Origin of the sequence: Nonomuraea antri, from assembly GCF_013283785.1 — a bacterium.
Lineage (GTDB): Bacteria > Actinomycetota > Actinomycetes > Streptosporangiales > Streptosporangiaceae > Nonomuraea > Nonomuraea antri.
In genome coordinates, this window is record NZ_JABCPZ010000277.1 from 1 (window position 1) to 13170 (window position 13170).

Below are 13170 nucleotides of genomic sequence, written 5' to 3' on the forward strand. Positions count from 1 at the left end.
GGTCTCGGCGCCTCGTCGACGGCGCGGGCGATGGCCGCGGGGTCGTGCCAGGGCGCGGGCGCGTCGAACACGAACCCGTCGAGCACCGCGGCCAGCCGTTCCTTGGTGGCGGTCTGCGAGAACGTACGCCACGTCTCGGTCGGCAGCAGGGTCAGGTTGCGGGTGGTGCCCGCGGAGTCGGCCAGGCGACCGGCGGCGCGGCGGGAGGCGTCGCTGTAGGCGTAGATCGCCGCGCGCAGGTCGGTGCAGACGCGGTCGAGCTCGGGCCAGCGCGTCAGGATGGTGCCGTGCAGGCTCTGCGCGCGCCGCGCGATCTCCTCGGTGCCCCACAGCTTGGGCGCCTGTTCGCGCAGCTCCTCGATGGTGCCGGTGGTCAGCGTGATCAGCTCCAGCGCCCACAGCCGGAACGCCCGCGCCAGGTTGAGCGCGCTCTGCCGGGCTTCGTCCATGGTGGTGCGCGGGTCGGCGACGTTGAGGTCTTCCAGCGCCAGCAGCCGGTGCATCTCCGACTGGCCGCCGTCGTCCATCATGCGCCTGATGAACATCAGGCCGACCACGCTGGTGAACGACGCGCGGTAGCGCAGCTGGTTGGGTTTGGGGAACACCTCGCGGATCGCGCCGAGGCCCTTGAGCACCCGCAGCCGGTTGTCGAACTGGTCGCTGGGGTGGGCGCGGCAGGCGAAGCGCATCTGCTCGTGCGTCAGCCACTCTTCACCGGCTTCGGCGAACGCGGCGAACAGGGTCTCCGCGATGTCGACCAGGGCCGGATCGTCGACCACCGCCCCGCTGTCGCGCGCCAGCGCGGCGAACATGCGGCGGTAGGTGGACAGCACCGCCTCGTCGGAGAGCGCGGCGTCGAGGGTCAGCGGCTGTTCGGACACGCGCTCTAAGGTAAGGGTTCACACCGACAATCGAAGACCGGCGGCCCGGGGGACGTGGCGTCAGGGCGGAGCCGCGTACGTCCTGGCGACCTCCCTGGCCCTGAGCACGAGCTCGATGGCGAAGCGCCGGTCCGGCTCCGTCAGCGCCTCGCCCATGGCGTTCTCCAGTTGCCGCATTCGGTACCTGACCGTCTGAGGGTGCACGTTGAGCCGTTCGCCGATGTCGGCCGCGGTGCCGCGGGTGGCCAGCCACACGCCGAGCGTCTCGATCAGCCGGCCGCGCCGTCCCTCCGAGAACGCGTCGAGCGGCGCCAGTTCCTTGCGCCCGATCTGGTCGGTGAGCTCCAGGTCGGCCAGCAGCAGCAGGCTGACCAGGTGGTCGTCGCAGCGCAGCAGGGGCCCGCCGGGCACCGCACCCTCGCCGGCCAGCGCGGAGAGCCCGCGCGCCCAGCGCAGCGCCGTCGGCGCCTGCGCCGGCGGCACGGTCACCGAGATGACCGCCTCCGCGCCGCCGAGCATCGCGGTCAGTTCCTTCTCGGCGTCCGCGTCGATGGGGCCGGGGAGCAGCAGGACGGGCTCCTCGGCCTCCCAGTCCGCGAGCATGTCGCCGTGAAGCGCTTTCCCCGGCTGCGCCTGACCGGCGCGCGGCAGCACCAGGGTGACCTCCTCTGGCAGGCTCCAGCCCGCCCGCGCGGCGTGCTCGGCGAGCGCGCCGTCGCCCTGGAGGATGTGGCGGAGCAGGCGTACGCGCCGTTCGTGCATGTCCTGGCTGGCCCGGGCCAGGGCCTCGCGGTAGCCGCGCACGGACTGCTCGGCCAGGTCGCTCATGTACGTGATGATCGAATCGCCCATCGCGGCGACCACGCTCGGATCGAGCCCGTGCCGTTTGCCCACCTCGACGCTGCGCCGGTAGACTAGGCGCAGGCCCAGCCGGTACGCCGCCTGCAGGCTGTCGAGCGTGCGCCCCTGGCGGGCCTCGAAGCGGCCGAGTTGCCTGCACACCTTGTCGCGGGCGGCGAAGGAGGCCGAAGGATCGGCGACCTTCTGCACGAAACTGCTCAGGATGCAGTCGACGCCGCGCCTGAGCAGCCGGCCCGGCGCGCCCTGGGTGCGGTTGGCGAACTCGGGGATGTCCCTGCCGATGGCCTGCAGGACCTCGTCCACGATGCTCGGCACTTCCGGCCACATGATCTCGGCGAAGTGCGGCGGGATCGGGGAGGATAAGACCTCTGGACCCCCCGGCTCAAGAGCCTCAGCCACTAGTCACACCACCCTCACACCGTGATCTGTGACACACAGAGAACATAGAGAGTGCCTGGCCCACGTTCAAGACCAGGCACTCCCTTGATCGTTAATTGTTGCTAGGACACGATCTCGGTGTACCGCTTGAACGAGCCGAACTGGTTGAAGATCGCGGTGTTGCGCCCGGCGGCGGCCGGGGTGCCCGCCTGGGAGTTGACGACCGCGTTCAGCAGGCCGAAGTTGAGCCCGCAGCCGTTGGCGCCGGGAACGGCGAAGGAGTTGTCGACGATCGTCGCCTTCTGGATCGGCGGGTTGGTCGACACGAGCTCCGCGGGCTTGCCGCTGATCGGCGTGTTCGGCGGCGGCGGGTTGGTGGTGCCGAGGATCAGGCTCAGCTTGATGGCGTCGGAGTCCTTGCCGAGGCGACAGTTCGGCCCGAGCGCCGGGTTCATGATGCGGACCTTCAGCCACATGTCCCAGATCGGGCCGGGCTTGACCTCGAAGTGGCCGGCGTACTGCGGCAGGGCGTAGACGGCGGTGAGGATCGGGTCGCCGAAGATGCCCGGCCTGACCAGCATCTTCTCGGCACGCAGCCGGCCGAACACGGTGATCGTCTTACGGGTCACGGGGTCCAGCCCGGTCGCGTACGTGATCTTCATGGGCTCGGTGATGTTCTGGTCGAACTTGCCCAGGATGAACTTGCCGGAGGTGATGATGATGACGTTGCAGTTCCAGAACCGGGGATCGGCGCCCTCGGGCAGGTCGGGGCAGTCGATGAAGTCGAAGGTGGGGATCTCGTCCGCGTGCGCGGGGGTGGCCGTGACCGCCACCAGGGGGGCTACCAGCAGCAGGCACGCCGCCAGCAGGGCTCTTACTCGCTTCACTGCATTCCTCTCGAATCATCCCCCGAGGGCTCTGGGCCGTCCTGGGGTCAGGGGCCCTGATGACGCGCGGCGCCCGGGGCCGCGTAAGCCGGTCCCGGCACGACCACCGGCGAGCCCGCTCGCGCCTGACGCGGGCGGGCTCCCGTGATCGGGTGGTGATGAGGACGCGGCGGGAGACGCGCCGCGGCGGGTCCCGGATCGGCGGAAGGCGTTCGTGGCCGTGCGCCAGGCGCGCGGGAGGTGGCCGGGGTGCCGGACCAGGATGGGCCGGATCGGCGCGGAGCGCCGCGCCGACCGGCTCGGTGGGTACGGCCGGACGATCGGATCACCGGCCGGGTCGGCCGCGGGTCACCGGCCGTGTCGGCGGTGGGTCACGGGCCCTGGATGACGGCCAGCGACTGGTTGAACACGCCGGAGTTGGCCGTCTGCTCGCCCTTGACCGTCACCGTCGCGTAGGCGGCCACCGCCTCGGGGCAGTAGAAGCTGTTGGTCTGGGAGGTCATCAGGTGGAACTCCTGACCCGCGGCGCTGCCCTGGGCCTCGCTCGAGCCGCTGTCGGGGCGGTCCGGGTTGGTCCCGTTGAACAGGTCGAGCTCCAGCGTGGGCGTGGTGCTGGTCAGGCCGTAGTGGCAGGTCTGCAGGTCAGGGGTGACCAGCGGCATCTCGATCTCGGCCTGGAGATGCACGCCGGGCTGGTTGCCCGCGATCTCCAGCACGCCGTCGCGGCCGGGGTTGGGGTCGTTGTCGTAGTAGACCTGGCCGTTGCCGTTGGTGCTGATGGCCGTGATGGTGGTGGTGCCGCCCTGGTTGTTCGGGCAGGCGGCGCCGGCGCCGTCGTCGTCGATCTGGACGTAGTTGACCGTGCCGCTGCCGCCGGAGGCGACCGTGCCGCGCAGCTGCGTGTACTGGCACAGCGTGTCCACGACGCCGATGAACGGAGCGTTCCCGGCGAAGTACACGTCACCGAGGTTGATGGCCTGGAAGTTGCCGGAGTACGCGGTGGTCGTCCCGGCCTTGACGATCCTGGGCGTGGTCTTGGCAGCCATCGCGGCGCTCGGCAGCATCAGCATCACGGAGGCTGCCGCGGCTAAGGAGATGGCAATTCTGCGGGCGGTCGATTTCACTGTCTTTCCTCCAGAGAGTGCGGGGGGTGACGAATGCCACGGAAACAGAGGAATGATCTGGCGTCAACGGTGGATTTCCCTGGGAAAATGCATTGCTCATGCGGTGACAAAACGGCGGCCCGGCACATGTCACGGAGTGCCAATTGGCGTCGTTGCCCTTGAATTGGGCGCGCATTCTGCCCTAGCCTTCCCCGCACGCCGCCGCCCGCCGCCGGGCGGGAGACGAAAGGGACAGCCATGCGCCGGGCCGTATCGTGGATCATCGCCGGACTGGTGGCCGCGATCACCGCCACCCTGCTCGTCGTCACGGTGTCGGCCGAGACCGGCCACCAGACGACGGCGGCGGCGGCGGGCCAGGCGCTCGCACCGGTCGACGTCGTCTACGGGTGCCAGATCAGCGGCAGCGAGACCGTCCACCGCATCACGGCCAGGCTCATCATCACCATGCCGACGGCCGCTCTCGTCAACATCAACATCGCCCCCTCCAGGCAGTCGGCCAAGATGGTCATGCCCCGGGCGATACTCGAGGACGTGGCCCCGGGCCAGACGCCCACGAAGCTGGCCGGGAACATCTCCGACCCCCGCTTCACCAGCACCTTCGTCCCCGAAGGCGGCGGTGACCCGGTCGAGGGCTCGTACCGCTGGCGGGCGATGCCGATCACGGCGGCCGACGTCCCGGAGACGGGGAACCTGCGCCTGAGCGCCGCGAGCGGCCTGGCCCCGCCGCAGAACTTCAGGTCGTCCGTGCCGGGCACGGTGACCTTCCACGCCTCCAAGCTCACCATGACCCTCTCGGCCCAGCCGGGCGGGACGAAGCCCGCGACCTGCACCGCCGAGGGGCCGACGCTGGTCGCCAAGGTGGTCGTCAAGGCCGCCAACGTGCCCGCGGAATGCCCGCCGCTGCCGTCGCCGCCCGAGCTCAACCCGGACTTCCCGGTGCCCTCGATGCCCCCCACGGCCCAGCCCTTCCCCGGCAACCTGGTCGACGGCTGCGCGGCGCTGAAGGGCTTCTCCAACATCAAGAAGCTCAAGGCGGGCGTCTCCGTGGAGACGTTGTCGTCCCTGGCCAAGGTGGGCGCCTACCGGTGGTTCCTGGACGGCGACCGGCCCCGCGCCGACGAGTGGCACCGCCTGGACTACTCGGTGAACAACGACCCGGTCACCGCCACGGGCACCTTCCTCGGCTTCGGTTTCGTGCCCATCACCACCACCGTCGAGCTCACCCAGGTGGGCAGGACGAACGTGCACTTGGTCGACCTGGCCAACCCGCCGGGTGAGGAACTGGTCATCGCGGTCAACTCGCAGGTGACGCTGAAGGTGCTCAAGGCCAGCATGAACGGGCAGCCCATCGACGTGGGGGCGCGCTGCACCACGGCCAAACCCGTAACGCTCCAGCTCAGGGGCGGTGAGAAGTACCAGCCGCCCTACGGCGACAGCGTCCAGTACGGCGGCGTCCTGCGCGGGACCGTCGACATCCCCGCCTTCACCGGGTGCGGGGTCGGCGAGCGCATCGACCGGCTGCTCACCGCCTCGGTGTCGGGCAAGGGCAACGAGATCCAGGTCACGCAGGGGACGCTGTGCGTCATCCCGACCAGCGCCTCGTGCCCGCCCGAGATCGAGCTGGGCGAGCCGGGCACGGCCGCCGCCAAGCCCGGCGCGAAAGCGCCGGCCACGTCCAGCTCGGGCGCCGTCGCGCCCGGCTCGGCGACGCCCGCCGGCGACTGACGCCGCCTCCCCGCACCCACCCGGGACCACGCGCGCCCGCGCGCACAAATGCGCGCGCGGAAATTTCGTAATGAGTGATAAATTCGCGCGTTGAATTGGTCATCGGCTGATAGTCGCGCGGAGCGATGCCGAGTTGTGTCTTTAGTCCCTTGCTTCTCGTTCGACCCCGCTTGTAACTTACCCGCACCACAATCCCGCGAACGGGCTGAGGTTATGGGAATTGAAGTCGTCGTCGAAGGGCTGACGAAGTCATTCGGCATGCAGACCATTTGGAAAGACGTCACGCTGACGCTTCCCGAAGGTGAAATCAGTGTGCTGCTCGGACCCTCGGGCACCGGCAAGACCGTTTTTCTCAAGTCGCTCATCGGCCTGATCAAGCCGGAAAAGGGCCGGGTGCTGGTCAACGGCGTGGACATGGTCAACGCCCCCGACCGCAAGGTGTACAAGACCCGCCGGCTGTTCGGCCTGATGTTCCAGGACGGCGCGCTGTTCGGCTCCATGAACCTCTACGACAACATCGCCTTCCCGCTGCGCGAGCACACCGGCAAGAGCGAGGAGGAGATCCGCAGGATCGTCCTCGACCGCATGGACCGGGTCGGCCTGGCCGGCGACGAGAAGAAGCTGCCGGGCGAGATCTCCGGCGGCATGCGCAAGCGCGCCGGGCTGGCCCGCGCGCTGGTCATGGACCCCGAGATCATCCTGTGCGACGAGCCCGACTCCGGGCTCGACCCGGTACGCACCGCCTACCTGTCGCAACTGCTGATCGACCTGAACGCGCAGCTCGACACGACCATGCTCATCGTCACCCACAACATCGAGATCGCCTCGACCGTCCCGGACAACATGGGCATGCTGTTCCGCCGCGACCTGGTCGCCTTCGGGCCCCGCGAGCTGCTGCTGACCAGCGAGGACGAAGTGGTCAGGCAGTTCCTGGCCGGCGACCCGCACGGGCCGATCGGCATGTCGGAGGAGAAGGACGCCGCCACGCTGGAGCGCGAACGCGCCCATGGCGCCGCCGTCCGCACCCTGCCCGTCATCCCCGAGCAACTCGCGCCCAGCCCGGGGCTGCCGCCCAGGCAGGCCGTGTGGCGGCGGATGGACCGGGTGATGCGCATGCTGCCCGACCTGCCACCGGCCGCCAGGGACGCGATCGTCAGCCGGCACTTCCCCGGCGTGAAGGAGTAGCGGATGACCACCCCCACAGGGCTCGCGCTCGGCGGCCTGCGCCAGACGGGACGCCTGTTCGCGCTGGCCGGATCGGTGCTCGGCCTGATGTTCCGCCGGCCGTTCCAGTTCGCCGAGTTCATCCAGCAGTTCTGGTTCATCACCAGCGTGACCATCCTGCCCGCCGCACTGGTGTCGATCCCGATCGGCGCGGTGATCTCGCTGCAGGTCGGCTCGCTCGCCCAGCAGATCGGCGCGCAGTCGTTCACCGGCGCGGCCAGCGTGCTCGGCATGCTCCAGCAGATCAGCCCGATGATCGTGGCGCTGCTCGTCTCCGGCGCGGCCGGCTCGGCGATCTGCGCCGACCTCGGCGCCCGCACGATCAGGGAGGAGATGTCCGCCCTCGAGGTGATGAGCGTCAACCCGATCCAGCGGCTGGTGGTGCCCAGGGTGCTGGCCGCGATGGGGGTCGCGGTGCTGCTCAACGGGCTGGTCTCGGTCGTCGGAGTGGCCGGGGGCTACTACTTCAACGTGGTGATGCAGGGCGGAACGCCCGGCGCCTACCTGGCCAGCTTCTCCGCCCTGGCCCAGCTGCCCGACCTGTACGTGAGCGAGCTCAAGGCGCTCATCTTCGGCTTCATCGCCGGGGTCGTGGCCGCCTACCGGGGGCTCAACCCGGCCGGCGGGCCGAAGGGCGTCGGAGACGCGGTCAACCAGTCGGTCGTCATCACGTTCCTGCTGCTGTTCTTCGTCAATCTCGTGATCACGGCGATCTACCTGCAGATCGTCCCGTCGAAGGTGGGCTGATGAGCATCGCGACCGGCCCGCGCCGCACCGCCGACCGGGCGCTGTCCTGGCTGGACCAGCTCGGCGACCAGTTCAGCGTGTACGTCCGCGCGCTGCTGTGGATCCCGTCCGTGATCGCCAGGTACTTCAAGGAGGTGCTGCGGCTGCTGTCGGAGGTCGCCTTCGGCAGCGGCGGCCTGGCCGTCATCGGCGGCACCATCGGCGTGATGGTGGCCATGACGCTGTTCACCGGCGTCGTGGTGGGCCTGCAGGGCTACGCCGCGCTCGACCAGATCGGCACCGCCTCGTTCACCGGGTTCGTCTCGGCGTACTTCAACACCCGCGAGATCGCGCCCATCGTCTCCGGACTGGCCCTGTCGGCCACGATCGGCGCCGGGTTCACCGCCCAGCTCGGCGCGATGCGCATCAACGAGGAGGTCGACGCGCTGGAGGGCATGGGCATTCCCAGCCTGCCCTACCTGGTCACCACCAGGATCGTGGCGGGCACGGTGGCGATCATCCCGCTGTACGGGATCGGGCTCCTGTGCTCGTACCTGTCGTCCAGGCAGATCACCATCTGGGTCAACCAGCAGTCGGAAGGCACCTACGACCACTACTTCGGGGTCTTCCTGTCGCCCACGGACGTCCTGCTGTCGTTCCTCAAGGTGCTGATCTTCAGCGTGATGGTCATCCTCGCCCACTGCTACTACGGCTACCGCGCCGCCGGCGGCCCGGCGGGCGTGGGCCGGGCGGTGGGCCGCGCGGTACGGGCCTCGATCGTGCTGATCAGCGTGACGGACTTCTTCATGAGCCTGGCCATCTGGGGCGCCACCACGACCGTGAAGATCACCGGGTGAGGAGCCGACGATGACCAAGACTCTGCGGCGGCGGCTGGCCGGGGTGGCGTTCCTGCTGGTCCCGGTGCTGCTCGTGTGGCTGTCCGTGGCCGTGTACAACAAGCGGTTCACCGATGCCGCGCTGATCACCCTGCGCACCGGCAACGTCGGGCACCAGATGCACCCGCTGGCCGACGTGAAGGTGCGCGGCGTGGTGGTGGGCGAGGTGCGCACCATCGCCGCCGACGGCGCCGGAGCCAGGCTCACGCTCGCCATCCAGCCCGAGCAGCTGCGCAGGATCCCGGCCAATGTGACCGCCCAGATGCTGCCCACCACCGTGTTCGGCGCCAGGTTCGTGGCGCTGATCCCGCCGGCCGCGCCGTCGTCGCGGCGGCTGGCCGCCGGCGGCGTGATCGCCGAGGACCGCACGTCCAACGCGATCGAACTGCAGGTGGTGATGAACAACCTGATGCGGCTGCTGACCGCGGTCAAACCGGCGAAGCTGTCGGCCACGCTGAACGCGATGGCGCAGGCGCTCGAAGGCAAGGGCGAGCAGCTCGGCCGGACCCTGGTGCAGCTCGAGGCGTACCTGGCCGAGCTCAACCCGCACCTGCCCGAGCTGAACGCCAACATCAAGGAACTGGTGAAGTTCAGCCACCTCTACAGCGAGGCCACCCCGGACATCCTCCAGGCGCTCACCGACTTCACCACGACCAGCAAGACCATCGTCGACCAGCGGGAGAACCTGAGCGAGCTGTACGCCACGGTGACCGGCTCGTCCCAGGACGTGACCGCGTTCCTGCGGGCCAACTCCGGCAACCTCATCCGGCTGGCCGCCCACAGCAGGCCGACGCTCGAACTGCTGGCCAGGTACGCCCCGCAGTGGCCGTGCACGCTCGGCATGCTGAGCGACTTCGTGCCGCTGGCCGACAAGGTCATGGGCAAGGGCACCGAGCAGCCCGGGCTGCACGTGAAGGTGCTCACCGTCAAGAGCAAGGGACGCTACCTGCCCGGCGTGGACCGGCCGGTCTACCGGGCCACCGGCGGGCCGCGCTGCTACTCCGTGCCGTACGGGGGCCGCGGCACCAGGCCGGGCGACGGCGGCCCGACCCCGAGCCCGACCCCGACGACCACGACCTCGGGGACGCCCACGCCCTCGACGTCGGCGAGCACGAGCGCCAGCGCGAGCGCGAGCGGCAGTCCCGAGGCGAGCGCGTCGGCGCGGCCCACCGGCACCGAGACGGCCTCGGCCGACTCGCCGGCCGAGTCGCTGGGCGGCGCGCTCGGCCCCAACTCGCCGGCGGAGAACCGGCTGGTCAACGAGCTGTTCGCACTGGAGCGCGGGCTCGATCCGCAGGAGCTGCCCAACTGGAGCAGCGTGCTGACCGGCCCGCTGTACCGGGGCGTGGAGGTGAGGATCCAGTGAGAGACGTCACCGCACCGCTGATCAAATCGATCCTGTTCGTGGTCGTCACCGTGCTGGCCACCGCGGTGCTGGCCGTCAGCGTGGCCAACAGCGACCTCGGCGACCGCACCACCTACCGCGCCAGGTTCGTCGACGTCGCCGGGCTCAACCCGGGTGACAGCGTGCGGATCGCCGGGGTACGCGTGGGCCAGGTCGAGTCGATCGCCGTCGCGGACCGCAGGGTCGCCGAAGTGGAGTTCTCCGTCGAGGAGGACCGCGAGCTGCCCGCCTCCGCCACGGCCACGATCAAGTACCTCAACCTGGTCGGCCAGCGCTACATCGACCTGGAACAGGGCGAGGGCCCGGCCGGCGGCCTGCTGGCGGCCGGGGCGACCATCCCGCTCGACCGCACCACCCCGGCGATCAACCTGACCGAGCTGTTCCGCGGGTTCCAGCCGCTGATGCGGGCACTGTCACCGGACGACGTGAACAAGCTGGCGGAAGAACTCATCCAGGTCCTGCAGGGCGAGGGCGCCACCGTCGAGCAGCTGCTGCGCACGGTCGGCTCGCTGACCTCCACCCTCGCCGCCAAGGACGAGGTCATCGGCGAGGTCGTCGACAACCTGAACACGGTGCTCAAAACCGTCAACACCCGCGACAAGGAGATGACCGCGCTGATCGTCACCCTGCGCGAGCTCGTCTCCGGCCTGGCCGCCGACAGGAAGCCCATCGGCCAGGCGGTCGAGGCGCTGGGCGAGCTGACCACCAGCACCGCGGGGCTGCTGGAGGAGAGCCGCGAACCGCTCAAGCGCGACATCGAGCAGCTCGGCCGCCTGGCCGGCCACCTCAACGCCGACGCGCCGCTGGTGGAACGGTTCCTGCAACGCCTGCCGGACAAGATGACCGTCATCTCCCGCACGGCCTCCTACGGCTCCTGGCTGAACCTCTACCTGTGCCAGGCCGCGATCACCGGGCTCACCTACACCGACGGCAGAACGCCGCCCAGCGGCATTCCGATCACCCAAGCGAGGTGCGAGCAGTGAAGCGGCTGCGCGAGCGCAACCCCATCCTCGTCGGACTGGCCGGCCTGCTGATCGTCGCCGGGGTGGGCGCCGCCGCCTACCGGGCCGACGAACTGCCGATCATCGGCGGCGGCACGCTCTACACGGCCAACTTCTCCGAGGCCGCCGGGCTCACCAGAGGCGACGAGGTCCGCGTGGCCGGGGTCAAGGTGGGCAAGGTCACCGACGTCGCGCTCGACGGCGGCCAGGTGAAGGTGGAGTTCCGGGTCAAGGACGCCTGGATCGGCAACAGGACCACCGGCGCCATCATGATCAGGACCCTGCTGGGCGCCAAGTACCTGGCGCTCGACCCGCTCGGCCCGGCGCCGCAGGACCCGGCCCAGACCATCCCGGCCACGCGCACGATCGCCCCGTACGACGTGACGACCGCCTTCGACGACCTGGGCCGCACCATCGCCAAGCTGGACACCGCCGACCTGGCCGAGAGCCTGGACACGATCTCGGCCACGTTCGCCCGCACGCCGCCGCACGTGCGCACCGCCGTCCAGGGGTTGTCCGCCCTGTCGCGGACGATCTCCTCACGCGACGACCAGATCGCCGAGCTGCTGGCCGGCACCAGGAAGTTCAGCGGCACCCTGGCCGAGCAGAGCGACAACTTCGAGGAACTGCTCAAGAGCGGCAACCTGCTGCTGGAGGAGCTGCTCAAGCGCAGGCAGGCCATCCACGCGCTGCTGACCGGCACCAGGCGGCTGTCCTACGAGCTCGTCGGCCTGGTCGAGGACAACAGGGAACAGCTCGCGCCCACCCTGCAAGCCCTGTCCAGGGTCGGCGACGTGCTCCTGCGCAACCAGCGGGTGCTCGACCGGGCGCTGTCGCTGGCCGGGACCTACACCCGGCTGGTGGGCAACACGCTGGGCAACGGCCGCTGGATGGACGGCTACCTGTGCGGGGTGATGCCGCGCGAGTACCTGCCCGACGGCATTCCAGAAGAGGGCTGCCGACCGCCTCAGCCGGGCGGCCGACCGGCGCCGACCGGCTCGCCCACACCGACGTCCTCGCCCACCGCGACGCCGTCCCCCTCACCGTCCGCTTCGTCCACCCCTGGAGACGACCGATGACCGGCCCGCGCCGACGATCGATCGCGCTGGTCGCGGCGGTCGTGCTGAGCGTGACCGCGGCCGCCGCGCCCCAGGCGCCGGAGGCGATGCGGGTCACCGCCTACTTCCACTCGGCCGTCGGGGTCTACCCCGGCTCGGACGTCCGCGTGCTCGGCGTCAAGGTCGGCGAGATCGACTCGGTCGTCCCCGAGGGCACCCGGGTCAAGGCGGTGCTGACGCTGGACGACGGCGTGGCCGTGCCCGAGGCCGCCGAGGCCGTCGTGGTCGCCCCCGCGCTGGTGGCCGAGCGCTACATCCAGCTCACCCCGGCCTACACCGGCGGGCCGAAACTCGCCTCAGGCGCCGTGCTGCCGCTCGAACGCACCGCCGTGCCGATGGAGCTGGACAAGCTCTACGACACCGTCAAGGAGCTGGCCACCGCGCTCGGCCCGGACGGCGTCAACTCCGACGGCGCGCTGAGCCGGGTGCTCGACACCGGCGCGGCCAACCTGGACGGCAACGGCCGCGACATCAACACGCTGGTGGCCGAGTTCGGCAAGGCGTCCAAGACGCTGTCGGACTCCAGCGACGACCTGTTCGCCACCGTCGGGCAGGTGGCCGAGTTCTCCGGCATGCTGCGCGCCAACGACGGCCAGGTGCGCCGGGCCGAGCGGCAGCTCGCCGACGTGACCGGCTTCCTGGCCGCCGACCGCGACGAGCTGGCGGGCGCGCTGGCCGACCTGGCCGTGGCGCTGGGCGAGGTCAAGACGTTCGTCGCCGACAACCGCGAGCTGCTGGCCGAGAACGTGGACAAGCTCGCCGAGATCACCCAGATCCTGGTCGACCAGCGCCGGTCGCTGGCCGAGGCGCTGGACAACCTGCCGCTCGCCGCCACCAACCTGGTCAACGCCTACGACCCGGGGACCAGGACGCTGATGGGCCGCGGTGACCTGGTGGAGCTGATGTTCGGCCCGGCGGCCAAGGCGCTCGACGCCGGGCCCGCC

At 70.2% G+C, this 13170-nt stretch carries 12 protein-coding genes; 8 read left to right on the forward strand and 4 right to left on the reverse strand.

The genetic code is table 11. From position 1 onward, the window contains the following. The 4 genes from HII36_RS48065 to HII36_RS48080 all read right to left on the reverse strand — a co-directional run. Positions 1 to 881 (reverse strand): hypothetical protein (locus tag HII36_RS48065; RefSeq protein WP_173530085.1); only part of this gene is annotated, 881 nt, incomplete at its 3' end. A gap of 60 nt (positions 882 to 941) precedes the next feature. Continuing rightward, positions 942 to 2057, reverse strand: coding sequence for a helix-turn-helix domain-containing protein (locus HII36_RS59000; protein WP_173530086.1), 1116 nt, complete (start codon positions 2055 to 2057; stop codon positions 942 to 944). Positions 2058 to 2242: 185 nt separating this feature from the next. Beyond that, a complete protein-coding gene (locus HII36_RS48075) occupies positions 2243 to 3007 on the reverse strand; it encodes a hypothetical protein (RefSeq protein ID WP_173530087.1) in 765 nt (254 codons plus the stop codon). 371 nt (positions 3008 to 3378) lie between these two features. Next, positions 3379 to 4080, reverse strand: coding sequence for a hypothetical protein (locus tag HII36_RS48080; RefSeq protein ID WP_173530088.1), 702 nt, complete (start codon positions 4078 to 4080; stop codon positions 3379 to 3381). 288 nt (positions 4081 to 4368) lie between these two features. On the opposite strand from HII36_RS48080, the gene HII36_RS48085 reads away from it, so the two are divergent. From HII36_RS48085 to HII36_RS48120, 8 genes are all read left to right on the forward strand, one after another. Next, complete coding sequence (locus HII36_RS48085) at positions 4369 to 5856, forward strand: hypothetical protein (RefSeq protein WP_173530089.1); 1488 nt, start codon at positions 4369 to 4371, stop codon at positions 5854 to 5856. A gap of 312 nt (positions 5857 to 6168) precedes the next feature. Continuing rightward, positions 6169 to 7041, forward strand: a complete 873-nt coding sequence (locus tag HII36_RS48090) for an ABC transporter ATP-binding protein (protein ID WP_328808225.1) — start codon at positions 6169 to 6171, stop codon at positions 7039 to 7041. A gap of 3 nt (positions 7042 to 7044) precedes the next feature. Continuing rightward, positions 7045 to 7827: an MlaE family ABC transporter permease gene (locus HII36_RS48095; protein WP_173530091.1), complete on the forward strand. Its 783-nt coding sequence runs from the start codon at positions 7045 to 7047 to the stop codon at positions 7825 to 7827. Next, positions 7827 to 8663 carry an MlaE family ABC transporter permease gene (locus HII36_RS48100; RefSeq protein ID WP_173530092.1) on the forward strand — a complete coding sequence of 279 codons (837 nt, stop codon included), beginning with the start codon at positions 7827 to 7829 and terminating at the stop codon, positions 8661 to 8663. The genes HII36_RS48095 and HII36_RS48100 overlap by 1 nt, the downstream gene beginning before the upstream one ends. A gap of 10 nt (positions 8664 to 8673) precedes the next feature. Further along, complete coding sequence (locus HII36_RS48105) at positions 8674 to 10068, forward strand: MCE family protein (RefSeq protein ID WP_173530093.1); 1395 nt, start codon at positions 8674 to 8676, stop codon at positions 10066 to 10068. Next, positions 10065 to 11090 carry an MCE family protein gene (locus HII36_RS48110; RefSeq protein ID WP_328808226.1) on the forward strand — a complete coding sequence of 342 codons (1026 nt, stop codon included), beginning with the start codon at positions 10065 to 10067 and terminating at the stop codon, positions 11088 to 11090. Before HII36_RS48105 ends, HII36_RS48110 begins: the two co-directional genes overlap by 4 nt. After that, positions 11078 to 12187: an MCE family protein gene (locus HII36_RS48115; RefSeq protein WP_173530094.1), complete on the forward strand. Its 1110-nt coding sequence runs from the start codon at positions 11078 to 11080 to the stop codon at positions 12185 to 12187. The genes HII36_RS48110 and HII36_RS48115 overlap by 13 nt, the downstream gene beginning before the upstream one ends. Further along, on the forward strand, positions 12184 to 13170 hold a 987-nt coding region (locus tag HII36_RS48120), incomplete at its 3' end, for an MCE family protein (RefSeq protein ID WP_173530095.1). The genes HII36_RS48115 and HII36_RS48120, both read left to right, overlap by 4 nt.